Source organism: Corynebacterium callunae (assembly GCF_046592015.1).
Taxonomy (GTDB): Bacteria; Actinomycetota; Actinomycetes; order Mycobacteriales; family Mycobacteriaceae; genus Corynebacterium; species Corynebacterium callunae_A.
Map to the genome: position 1 here is coordinate 21339 of NZ_JAWVOB010000012.1, position 16619 is coordinate 37957.

The 16619-nt window shown below is 53.5% G+C and carries 15 protein-coding genes; 4 read left to right on the top strand and 11 right to left on the bottom strand.

The annotated features are described in order from the left end of the window. Positions 1-5: 5 nt before the first annotated feature. The gene (locus SFC07_RS12125; RefSeq protein ID WP_411208573.1) at positions 6-623 is read left to right on the top strand and encodes a cyclase family protein; all 618 of its coding nucleotides are present in this window, start codon (positions 6-8) and stop codon (positions 621-623) included. Here the strand turns inward: SFC07_RS12125 and SFC07_RS12130 are convergent. The 4 genes from SFC07_RS12130 to rsmI form a co-directional block, all read right to left on the bottom strand. Next, positions 610-2661: a RecQ family ATP-dependent DNA helicase gene (locus SFC07_RS12130; RefSeq protein WP_411208574.1), complete on the bottom strand. Its 2052-nt coding sequence runs from the start codon at positions 2659-2661 to the stop codon at positions 610-612. The genes SFC07_RS12125 and SFC07_RS12130 overlap by 14 nt on opposite strands. Before the next feature lie 103 nt (positions 2662-2764). Next, positions 2765-4603: a methionine--tRNA ligase gene (gene metG, locus SFC07_RS12135; RefSeq protein WP_411208575.1), complete on the bottom strand. Its 1839-nt coding sequence runs from the start codon at positions 4601-4603 to the stop codon at positions 2765-2767. Positions 4604-4653: 50 nt separating this feature from the next. Next, positions 4654-6441, bottom strand: coding sequence for a glycine betaine transporter BetP (betP, locus tag SFC07_RS12140; RefSeq protein WP_411208576.1), 1788 nt, complete (start codon positions 6439-6441; stop codon positions 4654-4656). Positions 6442-6580: 139 nt separating this feature from the next. Next, positions 6581-7438: a 16S rRNA (cytidine(1402)-2'-O)-methyltransferase gene (gene rsmI / locus SFC07_RS12145; RefSeq protein ID WP_411208577.1), complete on the bottom strand. Its 858-nt coding sequence runs from the start codon at positions 7436-7438 to the stop codon at positions 6581-6583. A gap of 47 nt (positions 7439-7485) precedes the next feature. Between rsmI and SFC07_RS12150 the strand changes: the two genes are divergently transcribed. Further along, positions 7486-9045 carry a dolichyl-phosphate-mannose--protein mannosyltransferase gene (locus SFC07_RS12150; RefSeq protein WP_411208578.1) on the top strand — a complete coding sequence of 520 codons (1560 nt, stop codon included), beginning with the start codon at positions 7486-7488 and terminating at the stop codon, positions 9043-9045. Here SFC07_RS12150 and SFC07_RS12155 read toward each other — a convergent pair. The 7 genes from SFC07_RS12155 to SFC07_RS12185 form a co-directional block, all read right to left on the bottom strand. Next, positions 9032-10195 (bottom strand): alpha-amylase family protein, encoded by a 1164-nt coding sequence (locus SFC07_RS12155; RefSeq protein ID WP_411208579.1) that lies wholly within the window; start codon positions 10193-10195, stop codon positions 9032-9034. The two genes, SFC07_RS12150 and SFC07_RS12155, sit on opposite strands and share 14 nt — an antisense overlap. A 21-nt stretch (positions 10196-10216) precedes the next feature. Beyond that, positions 10217-10879 (bottom strand): zf-HC2 domain-containing protein, encoded by a 663-nt coding sequence (locus SFC07_RS12160; RefSeq protein ID WP_411208580.1) that lies wholly within the window; start codon positions 10877-10879, stop codon positions 10217-10219. After that, positions 10872-11279, bottom strand: a complete 408-nt coding sequence (locus tag SFC07_RS12165; protein WP_411208581.1) for a DoxX family protein — start codon at positions 11277-11279, stop codon at positions 10872-10874. Before SFC07_RS12165 ends, SFC07_RS12160 begins: the two co-directional genes overlap by 8 nt. A 49-nt stretch (positions 11280-11328) precedes the next feature. Next, positions 11329-12279 carry a gephyrin-like molybdotransferase receptor GlpR gene (gene glpR, locus SFC07_RS12170; protein ID WP_411208582.1) on the bottom strand — a complete coding sequence of 317 codons (951 nt, stop codon included), beginning with the start codon at positions 12277-12279 and terminating at the stop codon, positions 11329-11331. Positions 12280-12369: 90 nt separating this feature from the next. Continuing rightward, on the bottom strand, positions 12370-13038 hold the full coding sequence (locus SFC07_RS12175) for a GNAT family N-acetyltransferase (RefSeq protein WP_411208583.1): 669 nt from the start codon (positions 13036-13038) through the stop codon (positions 12370-12372). A gap of 2 nt (positions 13039-13040) precedes the next feature. Next, positions 13041-14300, bottom strand: a complete 1260-nt coding sequence (gene glp / locus SFC07_RS12180; RefSeq protein WP_411208584.1) for a gephyrin-like molybdotransferase Glp — start codon at positions 14298-14300, stop codon at positions 13041-13043. A gap of 27 nt (positions 14301-14327) precedes the next feature. Continuing rightward, complete coding sequence (locus SFC07_RS12185) at positions 14328-15263, bottom strand: UTP--glucose-1-phosphate uridylyltransferase (RefSeq protein WP_411208585.1); 936 nt, start codon at positions 15261-15263, stop codon at positions 14328-14330. A gap of 72 nt (positions 15264-15335) precedes the next feature. On the opposite strand from SFC07_RS12185, the gene SFC07_RS12190 reads away from it, so the two are divergent. After that, the gene (locus SFC07_RS12190) at positions 15336-15911 is read left to right on the top strand and encodes a 5-formyltetrahydrofolate cyclo-ligase (RefSeq protein WP_411208586.1); all 576 of its coding nucleotides are present in this window, start codon (positions 15336-15338) and stop codon (positions 15909-15911) included. A 15-nt stretch (positions 15912-15926) separates the two neighbouring features. Beyond that, entirely contained in the window at positions 15927-16562 is a 636-nt protein-coding gene (locus SFC07_RS12195; protein WP_411208587.1) for an SAF domain-containing protein, read from the top strand. Positions 16563-16619: the final 57 nt, after the last annotated feature.

Consider the following 16619-nt stretch of genomic DNA (forward strand, 5'->3'; position numbering starts at 1 on the left):
GACGCATGCAGATCATCGACCTCGCCCACGGCTTTGAACCAGGTCAGCCCCATTATCCAGGTGACCCCGACGAAGTAGTTGAGGTGGTCTCCACAATTGCCGAGCATGGTTTCTTAATGCACCGTTATCACCTGGTGGGACCATGGGGAACGCATGTTGATGCTCCTGCACACTTTGATCCACAAGGTCGCACCTTGGACAACATTTCAGTAGAAGAAACTTTCTTACCTATATATAGAGTCTCCTTTAGCAAACCAGGCCTTATTACCCCGGATGAACTTCAAGAATTTGAAGCCATGCACGAGCAGATCCAAGCGCAATCCTTTGTCGCCCTTCATACTGGTTGGCCCTGGGGAAAAGAAGACACAGCCCCAGGATGGTCTATTGCTGCGCTGGAATATCTTCACCACAAAGGAGTAACCGCTATCGGCCATGATCTTCCCGATACTGACCCCACCTTGGAAGCCCAAAGTTGGTGGCTGCATCATGACCATTGGCAAATAGAGAACCTGCACAACTTGGACAAAGTCCCGCCACGGGGCGCCCATATAGCTTGCCCCTGGCCGGTGCCCACAGGTGGCGTCAGCTTTCCAGTCCGCCCTTTTGCCCTTATCCCCGACTAGCTAGGGCAAAAGGCAGCACTTGTTGGGAGGTACGTTGTGCAATTCCCACGCCGGCAACTGTCACGGACCATCCGGTATCAATGAGATCACTGACCAAAAGCACAGGACCGTCCACCAATTGCAAGCCTTCAGACCAGTCCCATTGGTTGAGCAGCGCTTCCACCCGATAAGCAGAGTTTTGAGCAGTAACTTCCACTGCGCCGGGTACTACATTGAGCACTCCCGCAAAATTCATGCGTCCAATCCGTGCAATAGCTTGCGCTACCTCAACGGTTAAAGCAGTGGCTTGAACATCGGGTTTTCCTAAAGCCACCACATTTGCAGGGCGCTGCTGCCAATCCCAGTTCTTCAGCACCTCAATAATGCGCCCCATCCAGGGATCTTCCATAAAGTGTCCGCTGTCAAATAATTGTTTTAGGGCTGGTCCGCGCCCAATATCATTAAGCCGGCCAAGCGCACGGCCTTCCTGTACACCGGCTATTTTCCCCTTAACTCCAATCCCACTCGGCCACATTTTGCGCGCCGCAATTTTAACTCCGGGGGCCTTAAGCTGGGTCTCTACCTGCAGATTGATTCCAGAATCAATATCCTCGCTCCACTTGTTGCCTGCGCAATTATCGCAGCGTCCGCAAAGTCCTTCGGCATAAATATCATCCAGCTGCTCTCGTAAAAACAGCATTCGGCACTGATCAGTGCGTTGATATTCCAACATTGCTTCTTCTTCAGCGTGGCGGGCTTCCTGCAAACCGGCGTAGCGCTGAGCATCATAGGTCCACTCTTGTCCCGTGGAGACCCATCCTCCGCGCACTCTATCCACTGCCCCATCAACGTCCAAGACCTTAAGCACCTGCTCCAGCCTCGAACGAGAAAGATCAACCTGGGATTCAAGCTTGACGGTGGACTGCGCTTCAGTGGTTAACACACTGAGCAACTGGCGGACAGTTCCTTCTGGAGGAAAAGATACCGATGAAAAGTACTCCCAAATGCTCTTATCCTCTACACCTGGCAGCAAAATAACATCAGCATGTTCGGTGCCACGGCCAGCACGGCCAATCTGCTGATAATAAGACACCGGTGAGCTCGGGGAACCTAGGTGTACAACAAAGCCCAAATCTGGTTTATCAAAACCCATGCCCAGGGCTGAGGTTGCAATTAGCGCCTTGAGCTCGTTATTTAGCAGGGCTTGTTCTAATCTTTCACGCTCCCCTGCTTCTGTTCTGCCGGTATAGGCGGCCACCTCCCAACCAAGTGCACCCAAGGCATCAGCTAGGTCATGAGCTGCAGAGACGGTGAGACAATAAATAATGCCTGAACCTTGAAGCTCTTTAAGGTGGGTTGCTAGCCACGCAGCCCGCAGGGTGGAATCACTGAGATTCACCACCGCGAGGTACAGGGATTCTCGGTCTAGCCCGCCCCGAAGAACACCGGTCCCCTCGCCTAATTGGGAGCGCACATCTTCCACTACGCGATCATTGGCAGTTGCAGTGGTTGCAAGCACTGGCACCTGTGGGCTCAAGCCTGCCAGGAGGTCTCTAATGCGGCGGTAATCTGGGCGGAAATCATGGCCCCAATCTGAAATACAGTGGGCCTCATCCACCACCACGAGCCCTGTCTCTCCAGCTAAACGTGGCAAAATTGTAGCCCTAAAGTCGGGATTATTCAGCCTTTCTGGGGAGATGAGCAGAACATCAACATCCCCGCCCATTACGCCGTGCTCGATGTCTTCCCACTGCTTCATATTTGCACTATTTAAGGTTGCTGCCTTGATCCCGGCGCGCTCAGCAGCTGCTACCTGGTTACGCATCAAAGCCAGAAGTGGGGAGATAATTACTGCAGCTCCGGCTCCGCGGGCGCGCAATAATTTGGCGGCAATAAAGTACACGGCGGATTTACCCCAGCCGGTTCTTTGGACCACCAGCATGCGCTGATGTTGGTTAACTAAAGCGTTAATGGCGAGCCATTGGTCGTCGCGTAATCGAGCACCGGGACCAGCGATTCCGGCTAATAAGGTATTTGCTTCTTCTCGGGTTGCGTTCATGCCTTCCACCTAACACCACAACCCGGACACAAGACCCCCTCTACTACCCCCCATGCATACAAAAAGGCAGGTCGAGGTGACCTGTCTTAAAGTTTGAGAACTCTTAGTCCTGTTTTTGAACTGGTGCCCATTCAGGACCAGTCTCACCGAGCTCTGGATCCAACTTGGCAATGAGCGGAGCTGGCTTTTCCAAGTGAGTTCCTGGTACTACGTCGATACGCTCCCACTTTGCCTGCTGGGTCTTATAATCGCCCATGATCACTGGGTAGGTGTGCTCAGGATCAGGCAGACCCACACCGATTGGCAGACGTGGGGAATCATTCTTAACCTCCACGATCTGTGGGCTGGCAGCCCAAATGCCATCGCGGCCCAAGGTCTTGTGAACCTTTTGCGCAGTGTGTGGCAGGTATGGGGTGAGCATGGTGTTGCAGTCGGAAACTACCTGCAAGGCAGTCCACAACACGGTTGCTAGACGCTCGCGCTGGGTCTCATCCTTAGCCAGCTTCCATGGCTCTTGGTCAGCAATATAAGCATTAGCCTCGCCCACCACGTGCATAATTTCAGTAATGCCAGCCTTGAACTTGGACTGCTCCAGGTTGGCAGCTACGGATGCAAAAGTCTCGGTAGCTAGATCAAGGATCTTCTGATCTGGAGCTTCCAAAGCACCTGGAACTGGTACTTCACCAAAGTTCTTATGTGCCATGGAAACAGTACGGTTAACCAGGTTGCCCCAGCCATTGGCCAGCTCATTGTTTACACGGCGAACAAATTCATCCCAGGTGAAGTCGGTGTCATTGTTCTCTGGACCTGCCACTGCAATGAAGTAGCGCAATGGGTCTGGTCCGAATTCCTTAAGGAAGTCCTTAACGTAGATAACAACGCCCTTGGAGGAGGAGAACTTGGAGCCAGACATGGTCAAGAACTCAGAGGATACGACCTCGGTTGGTAGGTTGAGCACGCCCAAGTCTCCAACCTCGCCACCGCGGGAACCAAGACCTGCATAACCCAGCAGCTCAGCGGGCCAGATCTGGGAGTGGAAGGTGATGTTGTCTTTACCCATGAAGTAATAGGACTTGGTCTCAGGATCATTCCAGAAAGTACGCCATGCTTCTGGTTCTCCGGTGAGATAAGCCCATTCGATGGAGGCAGAGAGGTAACCCACCACAGCGTCGAACCACACATAAAGCTTCTTGGCGTTGTTGTCCTGCCAGCCTTCAACGGGAATTGGGATACCCCAGTCGATATCGCGGCTCATGGCGCGCGGACGGATATCCTCCAGCAGGTTAAGGGAGAACTTCAACACATTTGGACGCCAGTCTTCACGGTCTTTAAGCCATGCGGTCAATGCCTCAGCCAATGCGGGCAGATCCAGCAGAAAGTGCTCGGTCTCCACAAAGTTGGGGGTTTCACCGTTGATTTTGGACACTGGGTTGATCAGGTCGGAAGGATCTAGCTGGTTTCCACAGTTGTCACACTGGTCACCGCGGGCGCCGTCTGCACCACAGATTGGGCAGGTGCCCTCAATGTAGCGGTCTGGCAGCGTGCGACCGGTGGATGGGGAAATTGCACCCAGGGTGGTTTCCTTGATCATGTAGCCGTTGTCATAGAGGCCACGGAAGAGTTCCTGCACTACAGCGTAGTGATTGGAGGTGGTGGTACGGGTGAAGAGGTCATAGGACAAGCCCAGACCGGAGAGGTCTTCAACAATCTGACGGTTGTACTTATCAGCCAATTCCTGCACGCTGACACCTTCTTTATCGGCCTGAACCAACAAAGGGGTGCCGTGCTCGTCGGTGCCTGAAACCATGAGGACGTTATTTCCTGACATTCGCTGGAATCTTGCGAACACGTCAGAGGGGACGCCGAACCCCGCCACATGTCCAATGTGGCGGGGTCCGTTTGCGTACGGCCAGGCAACAGATACAAGCACGTTCTTCGTCATGCCTTATACCTTAATTTATTGCCAGCCTTTAAGGGGTATCGAGGTAGCCCTTAGCGACGCTTTGCGACGCGCTGAGCCTGTCGTTCACGGCGGCGTTTAGCGGCGAGCTCGCGTTTGAGGTGCTCATTGTGCACTCGGCGCTCGCGCGCCAAGCGCGCATTGAATTTCAGCTGTTCGCGATAATCAATATAAATCTCATCATTGCTGAGGTCTTTGACCAGAGCGAACATCAAACCGATGATGACAAAGAGGAATGGGGTTGCTGCCACAATGGTGACATTTTGCAGGTTGCTAAGTGCGTTGTCGCCACCAGAGAGCAGCAGGGTTAAGCCAATAGCAGCAGTTGCCAGACCCCAGGAAGCAGTAACCCACTTATTGGCGTCGAGGCTGCCACGCTGACTCATGGTGCCCATCACGGTGGATGCGGAGTCTGCAGAGGTAACAAAGAAAGTAGACAACAAAATCATGGCCACAATTCCAGCAACCTGGCCACCTGGCAAGGCGTGGAGGAGGTCAAAGAGTTGCTCTTCTGCTGCACCATCGCCCCAAATAGATTCACCATCTTGTTCCAGCACAATGGCGGTGCCACCAAAGATGGAGAACCACACGGTTGATACACCTGCAGGAACCAACATCACACCGACGATAAATTCGCGAATAGTACGGCCACGTGAGATACGTGCCAAGAACATACCCACAAATGGGGACCAGGAAATCCACCATGCCCAGTAGAAGATGGTCCAGCTGCTGAGCCAGCCACCAGCAGTACCATCGGCACTCATTGCGGTGCGTCCAGCCATCTCAAAGAAGCTAGATAGGTAGTTGCCCAAGGATCCTGGAATCAGGTTCAAAATGGACACAGTAGGTCCAACCACAAAAACAAAAACAGCGAGGATCGCTGCAAGCACCATATTGGCGTTGGAAAGATACTGGATTCCCTTACCCACACCGGAAATTGCAGAAAGAATAAAGGCCAGGGTCAAAACTGCCACAATGCCCAGCACTGTCCACTGACCGGGGCTTTCGATAATTCCCGCTGCGGAAAGTCCAGCACCGATCTGCAAAGCACCCAGGCCAAGTGAACATGCGGTACCAAAAACAGTGGCAATAATGGCCAGGATGTCGATGAGCTTACCCAACCAACCTTCGGCACCCTTTTCACCAATTAGTGGCACAAAGGCGGAGCTTAAAAGCTGTTTGCGGCCGACGCGGAAGGTGGAATAGGCAATGGCCAGACCCACAATTGCGTAGATCGCCCAAGGGTGAAGAGTCCAGTGGAACATGGTGGATGCCATGGCAGCACCAACTTCATGTTCATTATGTCCGGGTACTCCCTCGCGGTAGAAGGTCAATGGCTCGGAGGTTCCGTAGAACATCAGGCCAATGCCCATGCCGGCGGCGAACATCATCGAGATCCAAGACACTGTCCTGAACTCAGGAGCTTCGTCGGTACGCCCCAGGCGGATTTGGCCGAATTTACTCGCGGCAAGAGCAATGGCAAAAAAGACAAAGACAGTTCCAAAAAGCACGAAGGCCCAGCCGAGGTTATTCACCACAAAGGTCAGTGCGGAACCTGCTACAGCGGAAAAGTTGTCTTTAAAACCAATGCCCCAGACCACAGTCGCCAAGACAACTAGGAGGGCTGGAATAATTACAGTCCAGTCCAGAGAAGCGTTGTCATCTTCACCGGCGAGGACAATTTCTTCTTCGGAATCGGCAAGTTTTTCTTCCAGGTTCTCTGGATTTTGAAGCAGACCAGCCAATTCCTCCGTCGCGGTGACTTGCTCTGAGTGCGCATCCTCCACGATCGGTTTCGAATTTGAGTCAGATGTAGTCATATAACCCACCATTGCTGGCTAGAACCTGTATGGCAAACTCAAAACCACTGAATCGGAAGTTAAATAGGCATTAGTGATAATTTTGTTATGGTGCTAACTCCCAGTAAGCGCCTACAAAGTGGACCCAAAGGTCACAATGCTATAACGATCCCCATTCGCGGGCTGCAATCACGCCATCATAAAGGTCTTTTTTGCTGACTCCATGGATTTTTGCAAGGTCTGCACACACCTCTTTGAGTCGTTCTCCCGCAGCTACCCGCTCCTCTGCAACACCAATAAGAGACTCCACATTGACCTCTACATGGCCTGCTCCCTCGATCACCACGGTGATTTCTCCACGCACTCCCTCGGCGGCCCAGGCCGCCAGTTCTGGCAGGGTGCCGCGCTTAACCTGCTCATAGGTTTTAGACAGTTCGCGGCACACAGCCGCACGCCGATCGCCAAGGACGAGGGCGGCGTCGGCAAGCGTATCTTGAATGCGGTGCGGGGACTCAAAGAAGCAGACTGCGCGCTTTTCGGTTTTGAGGGTTTCCAGCCACTCAACGCGGGCGCCGTGTTTTCTGGGGGCAAAACCGTCAAAGGCGAAACGCCCCACGTACAATCCGGACAAGGCTAATGCGGTGGGAACTGCGGAGGGGCCAGGGAAACAGGTAACTGGAATGCCGGCGTCGTGGGCCGCGTCGATGAGCGCAAATCCGGGGTCGGAAACCACTGGCATGCCAGCATCGCTGACCACCAGCACTGTTCCGGTTTGGGCGGCCTCAATTAGGCGGCTAACGCGGGCAACCTCATTGTGATCAAAATTAGAAATCAATTGGCCGGAGATTTCCACACCCAGGGCAGCGGCCAAGGCGGCGGTGCGGCGGGTGTCTTCGGCGGCAACAACACTTGCATGCGCAAGGGCATAAGCCAAGCGCGGGGAGGCATCTCCAATGTTGCCGAGCGGGGTGGCCGCAATAATAATTCCGGTGGGCAAAGTAATTTCAGCAACATGCATGCATATAGCTTCGCACAATTTTGCTCCAAGGCTCTACAATCAAGCGGGTGAGCCAAGTCCTAGCTATTCGTGAACAGGGACGGGACCGCGGAATGTTCGCCGGGTCCTGTCCGCCGGCACCCCCAAAATTTAAGTGGACCCGTCTAGATAGCTATACCTGGGCAACTATCGTCCTCGTTGCGATATTCACCAGGTTCATTGGTTTAAGTAGTGCGACTGCCTCCGGCACCCCGGTTTTTGATGAAAAGCACTATGTTCCCCAAGCCTGGGATATGGTTCGTTCCTGGATTAATCCGATAACCGGTGGCATTGAATCCAATCCTGGATATGGCTTGGTGGTACACCCGCCCCTAGCCAAACAAATAGAAGCTCTTGGTGAGTGGATCTTTGGATACTCGCCCCTTGGCTGGCGCGTTATGGCTGCACTTTTTGGCACCTTAACAATTTTGGCCATTATGGCTATTGCTCGACGCCTGAGTGGCTCCACGGTGGTAACTTTTATCGCAGGCATTTTGGCTGTATCCGATGGCGTGCTCTTAGTTAGCTCGCGTTTTGGCATGCTGGATATTTTCCAAGTATTTTTTATTGTCGCTGCAGCGTGGACCCTTATTCGAGACCACCAACAAATGCACCACCGCCTGCACAATTATGTGCTGGAAAACCGCAAACCACTGGAATATGGCCCTCGTTTTGGCTTCCGCTGGTGGCGTTTTGCCACTGGCGTTCTTCTTGGACTTACGCTCTCTGTGAAGTGGTCCGGCCTTTATTACATCGCATTTTTTGGGCTACTCAGCGTCTTCTTAGACCTGTGGCTGCGCAAACGCTATGGTGTTCGCCGATACGTGGCCGGCACCTTCTGGTTTGATGTTTTCCCAGCCCTGGCATCCCTGGTTTTAGTCCCCGCGCTGCTTTATATCTGGAGCTGGCGCGCCTGGTTTGCTTCTGAAACCTCGGTATACCGCCACGCTGCTGAAGACGGCACCATTGAAGGCAGTTCCTTCCTCAATATTTTCCCGGACTCCCTGGCTAGCTGGCTTTATTATCACAATAGCGTGCTAGAGTTCCATGCCTCTTTGACCACCTCTGGCGGCCACAGCCACCCCTGGGATTCCAAGCCCTGGTCCTGGTTGGTGGCGGGACGTCCCATCCTTTATTTCTCCTCCACTGATATCAGTTGTGAAATCGGTGGAACCTGCCGTCGCATGATTTATCTCTTTGGCACCCCCGCAATTTGGTGGCTAACAGTACCCGTTATTTTGTGGGCTATGTGGTCACTATTTATCCGTAAGAATCGCGGATATGTGGTGCCCCTGGTTGCTTTTGCTGCCGGATTTTTGCCTTGGCTGGCAGCCTATGACCGCCAAATGTACTTCTTCTACGCTACTGCCCTTGTACCTTTTACCATTGTGCTTTTGGCGTTGGCTGCGGGTGAACTCTGGCAGCGGGGCAAGAAATTTGAATCTGGGCTCACAACCGGCTCCACCATTGTGGTGGTCTACGTGGCCTTAGTGGTGACCATGTTCCTTATTTTCTCACCACTGTTTTATGGCTATGTGATCCCAGATTCCCTCTATGAATCCCTGATGTGGCTACCTAGCTGGCGCTAAAGCTAAAAAGCTCAGCGCCAGATTCATCACTAATGTGCACCGCCGGGTTGGCACTATCTAGCTGAACTTCCAGCCATTGCCCATCCCCTGCCACGCGATAGTGCAATTTTTGGTTTTCAATATGCAGGATCTCAGTTTTAGCGCGATGCAACCAAGGATGCTGCCGGCGCAGGGAAATCAAAACCTTATATTGGTTTTCAATCCACTTTCCCAGCGGTGAAAACTCTGGTGGCAGTGGCGGACGTACCGCGTCATCGCCTGCTTCTTTTTCCTCTTTGATCCCATCAAAACCCTGCTCATCGCCATAATAAATGCTGGGTGTGCCGCCTACGGTGAAAAGGATCGCAGCTGCCAAAATAGCGCGCTCCTGCCCCACCTGGGAGGCAATGCGGGTGACATCATGGTTGCCAATAAAGGTCTGGGGCACAAAGGAATTAAGGAAGTCATTGTGGCGGCCTAGGGTCCATTCCAATTCAAAGAAATTGCCCTCTTTAAGGCTGCTCCAAACCGCTTTCCACAGTTCATATTGGGTCACGGAATCAATTCCGGAAGCCTTTAAAAACTCCGCATAATCACCGTGAATCATCTCACCCATAATCCACGCCTGCGGATGGCGCGCTTTCACCTGCGGAATAACCTGCGCCCAAAACTCCGGGCTGGTGGCATAAACCGCATCCAAACGCCAGCCCGCGATTCCACGATCCAGCCAAAAATTCATTACATCCACAACCAGGTCCACTACTGCTGGGTTGTGATGATCAAGCTCCGCCAAACTTTCATGGCCCTCAAAAGCGTTTCCTGAGGTTAATTCCGCATATTTGGAGCTGTAATAAACGTGGTTAAACACGCCGTCGAAAAGCACCCCAATGCCGCGCTGCTGTGCGGCGACAAGCAGGCTATCAATATCGCCATCATCGCCGAGGCGGGGGTCGATCCGATAAAAATCGAGGGTGTCATAACCGTGGCTGGCGGATTCAAAAACTGGGCCTAAAAGCAGCGCATTACAGCCCAATTCGACCACATAATCCAGCCATTTTTCTAAGGCGGGTAGGCGATGCTCCAGCGGAGGCTGAGTTTCAGGGCGAATGGGGGCACCCACGGCGCCGAGCGGATAAACCTGCCAAATAATTGCGTGTTCTGCAAAGCTCATAGCGCCAAGCTTAGGGATTATTTAGGCTGGCGTGGCGTTAATCGAGCGCCAAGTGCGCAAAAGAGTGCCATTATCCAGCGTATTTATCCACCCGATAAAGAGCACCGCGGTGGAAATAAAGAGCAAAATCAAGCTGGATACGGTGTCAAAATCAGCGCGCCCAGACACCAGATCCTGCGCCGCAAAACCCATACTAAAAGTCCACATGGTGGCAAAAACCGGCAGCAGCCCGGCACTCAACCGCGGCCTCCACGCCGCAAAACCAAGCCCCACTGCCAAACCGATGCGCAGCGCCGCGCCCTCGGCGATTAAGCGCGAGCTGAACGGGTCTTCTTGGATGCTTATCGACGTCGCCTCGCCGAGCATATTAATGCCCCAGGCGAGGTACAACACCGCCAGCGCTACCGCTGCCGCCCGCGAAAGAATGGTCCACACTACCCGCGCATTTGCATGGCGCCGCCAGGCTGGCTCCACCTCCGCCAAGATGATCTCAGAAAGATCTGGAGGCGTGGTGGGCGTGACGCTGAAATTCAGCATGCGATTTAGCTGCGCAGCGCGCTCATAAAAATTCCGGCAGTCAGCGCAATTGGCCAGATGGGCATCGATAATCTCATCGGGGATTCCTGCAGGTTCACCATCTAGGCGAGCCGAAAGCGCTGCCTGAATAGCACTACAGTCAACCACGCGTTAAGACTCCATCAACGCTGGCTCTACCAGAGCCAAAAACCACAATCATTAATAAGGAGACCAATAACAACAAGGGATATTCAATGCCACCATCGGTGACAAAAAATCCGGCGTTTAGGTGCACAAAGTACATCGCTGCAGCAATAAGCAGGGCCATCGCACCGGCGACAAAAGTAGTAAGTAGCCCCACTACGAGGAAACCCCCACCCAATAATTCAGCGATGGCAGTAATCCAGGCTGAAAGCTTAGGTTGGGGTACTCCCCATGCAGAAAACTGTCCGGTGGTCTTGGTAATGCCGGCGATAAAAAGCTTTTCCCACCCGTGCGCCACAAAGATCACACCTAGCACAGCGCGAAAAATCAGCAGGGCTGCATCCCTCACGACTGGTTTATCCATGTGTGATAGACTACCTCAGCTTCGGGACACAGACTTAGTTCAGGGCAGATTAACTAACGCGACGAATAGAACGTGGTGCTGGCTGCTCTTCTTCAACCTGCATCAGGGTGGGCAGATCCTCAAAGTCTGGGGATTCATCATCAAGTTCCAACACCACAGCACCCGGGCGACGCAGACGGGAAGGAAGATCCTCCGAGTGTCGCACACCCATCCGTGAGCGACGCAGGCGTCGAATTCGGCGCGCACGCAGTGCATTTTCAGCGCGCACCTGGCTCCGCAGAGCAGACAGATACAAGGCGGTTACTGCAAGCGCCAAAACTGGTGCCAGCCACACCCATCCACCCAAGACAAAGCCCAAAATGGCGGTAACTACCACAAGTGCTGCCAGTCCCAGCAGTGTCCTTTGGCGGCGTGCATATTGGGTCTGTGCAAATTCGCGATCTGCCTGGGGGTCAAAGTAGCCACGTCCTCGGCGACGCTCGGCAAACTCGACATCCTCCTGGGTCAGTTCCGCAGATACATCTGCGTCTTCTGCGATCTCTTCCTGTGGTTCCTCCACCTGGAATTCTTCCAATGCACGAGCCCGCGCAGCTGGGTGCATATGATCCAGAGGCGTGTTGTAGGCATCGTCGAAGTCATAGTGATCTTCGCTGATCAATTCCTCGGAGGGTTCTGGTTCTTCCTCTTCCACAACTTCCACAGCTTCTGCTACTGGAATTTCCGCAGTCTCATCCTTGCGGTGGCGGAAAATGCTAGGTGAATCGACGATCTCATAGTCATCTTCATCGCCGTCTTGTTCCTCCACCTCTTCTGCGGCAGTGTCCTGCGTTAGACGAGGACGGCGCCTGGTGGGAACAGAACTGCCGCCCTCCAGAATCACCCGGGTATCATCAAAGGCTTCTCCGGCCTTTGAAATGGGTTTTTGGTTACGCAAAAGTAGAGGGACGAGCACAACGAGCCACATCACAATGATGAGGCCGATTATGAGAAATCCGGACACGTGAAGCACCTAACCTTCCGAGACGGGTGCAAGGAATCTGTAACGAGGTTAACCTTTTGCATGGAAGCCCCAGGGCTGCCACGCCGGGGTTTAACGCAATAAACGGCCATCAAGGATTAATCTTTCGACCGCTGAAGTGGAATATTCATCCGCTACTAGGGCAACAAAATGATGATCCATCCATTTGCCATCTATATGCAGATTACGCCTTAAAAAGCCTTCTTCGCGGAAACCACTATGCGCCAGGACGCGCCCCGAAGCTGGATTGCTGGGTAAATAAGTAGCGGTTAAACGATGCAGGCCAATTCGTCGAAAAGCGTGGTCAACGCCCAGCGCGCAGGCCGCGCTGGCCACTCCCCGCCCGGTCGCCCCGCTATAAACCCAATAACCGATCCAGGCGTCGGAGATGCCTCCATGTTGGATATTGCCGATGGTGAGCTGTCCGATAAAACGCCCATCGAGCTCTATGGCCAGGGGCACAATGGAACCTTTGCGCGCTGCTTTGGACAAATATCTAATATTGTCCCACCAGGCTAAACGGGAATGCGCCTCACTCCAGCTAGTTGGCACAGTGGGTTCTACGGGCTTGAGGAATTCCATATCCTTCATGCGCAGATCAGACCAGGCGCGGAAATCACCCCACCTTAGCGGTCGCAAACGCAACCGTGCTCCTGACAGCAAGGTGACCGTGGGCGTTGCCTCTGGCCACCCCGGATGCCTATAGTGCGGAGCAGCCTTGTGGGTTAACTCTCCAACCACTCTTATCTACCCTGTGCCAAGAAGATCACATCAACCACGTCACCAGGACGGATTTCTATTACTTCCTCTGGAATGCGGATCATGGCATTCGCCTCGGCCAGACCAGCCAAAAGGTGTGAAGGTGCACCGGTTGCGCCACCGAGAGCCTCCACCAGGTAGTCCTGGGTTTGGGCATCGCGCATCAGGCGGGAACGGATAAAACCTTTACGCCCAGCCACCGAAGCCACGTGATTAAGCGCACGCGCACGAACCACTCGGCGCGTGGGATTGCTTTTGCCCAAGCTGATGCGGATGAGTGGCCGGACAAAAGTTTCAAAAATAACCAGGGCGGAAAGCGGGTTAGAAGGCAGCAGGAAACACGGGATCTTATTTTCACCCAAAAGCCCAAAACCTTGAACAGATCCTGGATGCATGGCCACGCGCTCGGTATCGATCTCACCAAGTTCACGCAAAACCTCGCGCACGCCCTCGGAACCAGCACCACCAACGGCACCGGAAATCACAATCACCTCAGCACGCAGCAGCTGAGATTCAATAATTTCTTTGATGCGGCGGGGTTCACCGGCAGCAATGCCATAGCGATAAACATCGGCCCCTGCTTCCCTACCGGCGGCTGCGAGGGAATAGGAATTGACATCATAAACCTGACCTAGGCCAGGTCGACGATCAATATCAACAAGTTCGGCACCCACCGAGATTACGGACATGCGCGGGCGTGGATAAACCAACACCTTGGAGCGACCTACGGCAGCCAGCAAACCAATATGGGAAGGACCCAAAATTGCGCCGGAGCTCACTGCGATATCACCAGGCTGAATATCATCGCCTTCTTTGCGCACAAATTCACCCGAACGCACCGGACGCTGCGCGGTTACTCGCTTAGAACCGCGATCAGACCAAGCCATCGGCAAAACGGCATCGGCCAACATGGGCAAAGGCGCACCGGTTTGCACACGAACAGCCTGTTTTGGCTGCAGACGCAAAGGCTGCTGGGAACCTGCAGCTACCTCACCTACCACTGGGAGAGATTTCTCTGGAGGTGCAACAGGCAGCTCTCGGCTGAGCGACTTTTCACCGCCCACATCAACTGCACGGACCGCGTAGCCATCAATCGCTGCTTGCGCAAAACCTGGCAGCGCACGGGTCGCCTGAACTTCCTCGGCGCACATTAATCCCAAAGCCTCAGCAATGGCGATACGCACAGGTTCAGGCGCCACCGCTGCCTGGGTAACGATGGAAAGCTGTTGTTCGACTGATCGCACTACGGTCCTCCTTAACGGAACAGGCAGCTATTTTACGTCAGAAACGTCGTTTGCCTCATGCTCCGCCAAAATCTGCTTAATGACACGCTTCAAATGCGCACCATAAACCGGATGAGACAATCCAAAATCAACGCAGGCAGGAATATATCCGCCAGGATTACCCAAATCATGGCGCTTGCCCTTATGCACAACGATGTGGACGGGGTGTCCTTCGTCGATAAGCAAATCTATAGCATCGGTGAGCTGCAGCTCGCCGCCGGACCCGGGGGTAATGCGACGGAGGGCGTCAAAAATCTGGCGATCCAGCAGGTAGCGGCCGGTAGCCGCAAAACGTGAGGGGGCATCGGCAACGGCAGGCTTTTCCACCATTCCCTTAACCTTCTTCACATCATCGGAGTCAGTATCTGCCTCGATTTCAAAGATGCCGTAATTGCTTACCTCATCTTCATCGACCTCTACGGCACAGAGTACAGAGCCACCGAACTGGGCGCGCACCTGTGCCATGCGGCCCATGACGCCAGTGGGAAGCACCAGGTCATCAGGCAGCATGACAGCAACCACATCTTCATCATCATCGAGCACAGCTTCAGCCAAGCCAACGGCGTGACCCAAACCAAGGGGCTTGTCCTGGGTTACTGGCACAGCCTTAATCAGCTCGGCAGCCCTGCGAACCTTTCGCACCTGCTCCATTTTTCCGCGTTCCGCCAGGGTTTCTTCCAGCTCCGGGAAAGTATCAAAATGCGCCATAACGCCCGCTTTATTGGGTGCGGTAATGATGGCGAGGCGGGTAGCCCCGAGCTCTGCGGCCTCTTCAGCGATTAGTTCAATACCGGGGGTATCAACAACTGGAAGCAGCTCTTTGGGCACGGTTTTGGTAGCCGGCAGGAATCGGGTTCCCATTCCCGCAGCAGGCACAACAACGGTTTTGACAGCGTTGACGTGCTCATCGATAGGCAAACTCATGCAAACAACAGTACCCGTAGCAGAAATTAACTTAGGCGTGCCCCTCCGAAATAAAGGGATATCCTTAGAAGTATGAGCCAGGCCAAACAGGAGCTGCGCGCCCAACTTTTCAAAAATCGCGCCGAAATGGATCCCACCCACCGCGCTAAAGAAAATGAGATGCTGCTTGCCAATCTCACTCATTATCTCGCCGCAAAAAAGCCAAAACTGGTGGCAGCGTACGTGCCTGGCACCACCGAACCCGGTGGCAATTTGCTTATCGACGAGATCCGCAGGCACATCTCTGCCCTAATACTTCCCGTTTCTTTGGAAGACCGACGCTTAGACTGGGCTCTCTATGAAGGCCCTGAGAGTCTGAGCCCAGGAGCCTTTGGCATTCAAGAGCCCACTGGAACTCGGTTAGGGCCAGAAGCCTTGAAGATGTGTGATGTGATCATTGCACCCGCACTCGCGGTTACCCCCACTGGCATCAGAATGGGCAAAGGCGGTGGCTTTTATGATCGTGCGCTTGCTACGGGAGTCAAGGCTGAAGTTCTTACTCTCCTTTTTAGCGGAGAGATTCTCGATGATATTCCAGTGGAAGAGCATGATCGCCCCGTGCATATCATCATTACCCCCGCTGGCATTCGGAACCTGGGAGCATTCTAAACAGTCCAACAAGGTATGGACTTAAAAAATACTCTCAGTACCCCTGGCTGGCGTCGCACCTTATTTATCCGGCGTTTTATAGCTGCCCTTTTAGTAGCCACCGCCGCACTTGTGACGGCACATTCTTTACTCTCCACTGATCCTCAGGTGGTGATCATTCAGCGCGAAGTTCCGGCAGGGTCCGCAATTACCGCTGCCGATATTGAGCTGGCTAGCGTTCCCGAATCTTTTGTCCCCGACAATGCTTTGGTTGATCCCGAGGCCGTCATTGGCTTGGTAGCTGCTTCAACATTGAGTACTGGAGAAATAGCCACTAGTCCACGCTTCCTTGGTGCAGAATTAACAAATTCACTTGTGGGCAATGTCTCAAAAAATTTTCCAGAAGAGGAAGTCAACATGGTTCCCCTAAAACTTGCCGACCCTTCCGTTATCCCCCTATTGCACCACGGGGACACCATTTCGGTTGTGTCACAGGTACCTGAAAGTGGCCAAGCTCGCACTATTGCAGCAGGTGGAAAGGTAATTTTAGTGAGCGAGGCCGAGCAATCCACTATTTTGATCGCCTTGCCAAAATCCATTGCCGAAGAAGTTGCTGCCACTTCGCTCACTTCTCCTCTTGCGGTGGTCTTAAGTGGCGAGCGCGCGGGCTGATGTTAACAAACCTGCCCAAATTGCAATATCTTCGATACAGTTCATTTGTCACTTAGG